The following is a 3,588-nucleotide window of genomic DNA, read 5'->3' on the forward strand; positions in this document are numbered from 1 at the left end:
GGCGCTGCTCCAGCCAGTGGCGTTGAGCTCGGGCAAGTTCGCCGTCGTCGAGGTGTTCATCCCCGACGCGGCCGTCACCAAGGGCGTGGGCACGGCGTGGGCGGTGCTGGCCGGTGTCGGGCTCGCGCTGATCGTCGGGTCGGTCGCGGTCGCCGACCGGCTGGGCGCGCGGATGGTGCGCCCGGCGCAGCGGCTGGTCGAAGGCGCGCGCGAGCTGGGCGACGGCCGGCTGGGCGCCCGGGTGCCCGAGAAGGGACCGCGGGAACTGCGGCTGGCGGCCGTGGCGTTCAACTCGATGGCCGACCAGGTCGTCCAGCTCCTGGCGAACGAGCGGGAGTTGGCGGCGGACCTGTCCCATCGGCTGCGGACACCGCTGACCGTGCTGCGGCTGAACGCGGCCTCGCTCGGGGACGGGCCGGCCGCCGAGCAGACCCGGGCCGCGGTGGCCCAGCTGGAGCGTGAGGTCGACACGATCATCCGGACCGCCCGGGAGGCCAAGCCGCAGACCGCCGCGGTCGGTCCCGGCGCCGGCTGCGACGCGGCGGAGGTGGTGCGGGAGCGGATGGAGTTCTGGTCGGCGCTGGCCGAGGACGAGGGCCGCAAGGTGCGGACGGCCGGCGTGGACCGGCCGGTGCGCATCCCGGTGGCCCGCGCCGACCTGGCAGCCGCCCTCGACGCCCTGCTGGGCAACGTCTTCCGGCACACCCCCGAGGGCACCGCCTTCGCGGTCGACGTGCACAACGGCGAGGACGCGGTGATCGTGCTCGTCTCCGACGCGGGCCCCGGCATATCCGACCCCGAGGCGGCGATGGCGCGTGGCCGGGGCTCCGGCAGCGACGGGTCGACCGGCCTGGGGCTGGACATCGTGCGCCGGCTCGCGGAGGCGACGGGCGGCGACGTACGGATCGGTTCGTCGGTGCTGGGCGGCACCGAGGTGCGGATCTGGATCCAGCTGGACGCGCGCGAGCGGATGCCCGGGCGGCGGAGCCACCGCGGTTCCATGAGGCGCCGCAGACCGGGCAGATCGAGCGCGACCATTGACCGCCCCAGATCCCTCCTTTGAGCGCACCTCCACATCATGGCGATGGACTACGGCCCCGCGTACAGCGGTGACATGGGCACCTGCGCCGAGGAGGCGGCCACCGCCACGCAGGCCCAGATCAAGAGCGTGCTCGGTCTGTCCGACGGCGCGGCCTGGAAGACGGTCGCGGTCACGCCGACGATCGGCGTCAACGACGTCGTCACCGAGGTCTTCAAGGTCGAGGACGCCACCCAGCTGGTGAACTTCGCCAAGCCGAGGGGCCTCGGCTGGCTCTCCATGTGGTCCGGCACCCGCGACAAGGCGTGCCCCGGCGGCCCGAAGCCCGCGGCCGACGCCGCCTGCAGCTCGGTCGATCAGGGCGCGTTCGCGTTCTCCAAGGCGTTCGCGGCCTACGAGTAACCACCGAAGTCCGGGGCGCGGCACTCCCCCCACCGGTGCCGCGCCCCGACCTCCCCCCACGGAACTCTGACCGCCTACGCGCCCTCGGCCGGCGGCAGCGTCCCCGACCGCGCCGCCTCCCCGTACCAGCGGGCGCTCGACTTCGGGGTCCGCTCCAGCGTCGCGTAGTCGACGTAGACCGCGCCGAACCGCTTGCCGTAGCCGTAGGCCCACTCGAAGTTGTCCATCAGCGACCACAGGTAGTAGCCCCGGACGTCGGCGCCGTCCGTGACGGCCCGGCGGACCGCCGCGAGGTGGCCGCGCAGATAGGCGATCCGCTCGGGGTCGTGGACGCGGCCGTCGGGGTCGGGCTTGTCGTCGTAGGCGGCGCCGTTCTCGGTGATGTACAGCGGCAGCCCCGGCGCCTCCCGCGTGTACCGCATGATCAGCTCGTGCAGGCCGGACGGGTCGATGGTCCAGCCCATCTCCGTGCGTTCACCCGGCGTCTGGTGGAACGCCACGTCGTCCGCGCCCGGCCAGGGGGAATGGGCGCTGGCGCCGTGACCGTCGGCGCGCGGGCCTTTCGCCTCGGGGTCCGCCGCGGAGACCAGCGTTGGGGTGTAGTAGTTGAGGCCCAGCGCGTCCAGCGGCTGGTGGCAGGCCGCCAGGTCGCCGTCCTGGACGAACGACCAGTCCGTCACCGACGCCGTCGCGGCCGCCAGGGTCTGCGGGTAGGCGCCGTGCAGCATCGGGCCGTGGAAGATCCCGTTGGCCAGGTCGTCGATCTTCCGCGCCGCCGCCAGGTCCGCCGGGTCCTGCGAAACGGGGCGGACCACCGACGAGTTGAGGGACACCGCGATCGTGTTGCGGGCCGGCATCACGGACCGCAGCGCTGACGTGCCCAGCCCGTGCGCCAGGTTCAGGTGATGGGCCGCCCGCAGCGCGGCGGCCGGTTCCGTACGCCCAGGGGCGTGCACTCCGGAGCCGTATCCGAGGAAGGCGCTGCACCAGGGCTCGTTGAGCGTGATCCACTGCTCCACCCGGTCGCCGAGCGCCTCGCCGACGATCTGCGCGTACTCCGCGAACCGGAACGCCGTGTCCCGCTCCGGCCAGCCGCCCGCGTCCTCCAGCTCCTGCGGCAGGTCCCAGTGGTAGAGGGTGACCGCCGGCTTGATCCCGGCCGCCAGCAGCTCGTCGACCAGTTGCCGGTAGAAGTCGAGCCCGACCTGGACGGCGGGGCCGCGGCCCGTGGGCTGCACCCGCGACCAGGAGACGGAGAAGCGGTACGCGGTCAGGCCCAGCTCGGCCATGAGCGCGACGTCCTCGCGGAAGCGGTGGTAGTGGTCGACAGCGATGTCACCGGTCTCGCCGTCGGCCGTCCTGCCCGGCGTATGACTGAAGGTGTCCCAGATGGACGGGGTGCGGCCGCCCTCCCGCACGGCGCCCTCGATCTGGTAGGCGGAGGTGGCCGCGCCCCAGAGGAAGGCGGGCGGGAAGGACACCGGCGATTCTGGTTCAGGCATGGAAGCGCTCCCAAGGAAGGTCGTGAGAAAGAGGGGCCGAGGCGGCGGTGACCCGGCCCCTTGCGCGAGAAGGCAGGGCGTCAGCCCTTGACCGCGCCCTGCATGATGCCGCCCACGATCTGCTTGCCGAAGATCGCGAAGACCAGCAGCAAGGGCACCGTGCCGAGCAGTGCACCGGCCATGATCAGGGACTGGTCCGGGGTGTAGCCGCGGCCCAGGCCCGCGACCGCCACCTGCACGGTCGGGTTGCCCGTCTGGGTCAGCACCAGGAACGGCCACAGGAAGTCGTTCCACGTCTGGACGAACATCAGCATGCCCAGCACCGCCATCGCCGGCCGCGCCGCCGGGAACACGATGTGCCAGATCACGCGCCAGCTGCTCGCCCCGTCCACCCGGGCGGCCTCGATCAGCTCGTCCGGCAGCGCCTGCAACAGGTACTGGCGCATGAAGAAGACACCGAAGGCACTCACGATCGACGGCAGGATCACCGCCTGGAGCTGGTCGGTCCAGTCCAGCTCGGCGACCATCATGTACAGCGGGATCACGCTGAGCTGCGGCGGCACCATCATCGTGCCGATGACGACGAGCATCAGCGCGTTACGGCCCCGGAAGCGCAGCTTGGCGAAGGCGAACCCGGCGATCGTC

General features: G+C 72.5%; 3 protein-coding genes and 1 pseudogene. 2 read left to right on the forward strand and 2 right to left on the reverse strand.

Annotation, left to right across the window (positions count from 1 at the left end; translation table 11 throughout):
• The coding region (locus AB0O67_RS36980; protein ID WP_365460400.1) for a HAMP domain-containing sensor histidine kinase at positions 1–1,063 on the forward strand (1,063 nt) is incomplete at its 5' end.
• Positions 1,064–1,069: 6 nt separating this feature from the next.
• A pseudogene (locus AB0O67_RS36985) lies at positions 1,070–1,441 on the forward strand (sugar hydrolase); the annotation flags it as partial.
• 74 nt (positions 1,442–1,515) lie between these two features.
• Here AB0O67_RS36985 and AB0O67_RS36990 read toward each other — a convergent pair.
• Together AB0O67_RS36990 and AB0O67_RS36995 are read right to left on the reverse strand one after the other, a co-directional pair.
• Entirely contained in the window at positions 1,516–2,943 is a 1,428-nt protein-coding gene (locus AB0O67_RS36990) for a GH1 family beta-glucosidase (protein WP_365460403.1), read from the reverse strand.
• An 80-nt stretch (positions 2,944–3,023) separates the two neighbouring features.
• Positions 3,024–3,588: carbohydrate ABC transporter permease (locus AB0O67_RS36995; RefSeq protein WP_365460406.1), on the reverse strand; the 565-nt coding region annotated here is incomplete at its 5' end.

Source organism: Streptomyces sp. NPDC086077 (assembly GCF_040686175.1).
Lineage (GTDB): Bacteria > Actinomycetota > Actinomycetes > Streptomycetales > Streptomycetaceae > Streptomyces.

Coding starts and splice junctions, on each gene's coding strand:
- AB0O67_RS36990 (WP_365460403.1), bottom strand. CDS start 2,943: ATGCCTGAACCAGAATCGCCGGTGTCCTTCCCGCCCGCCTTCCTCTGG.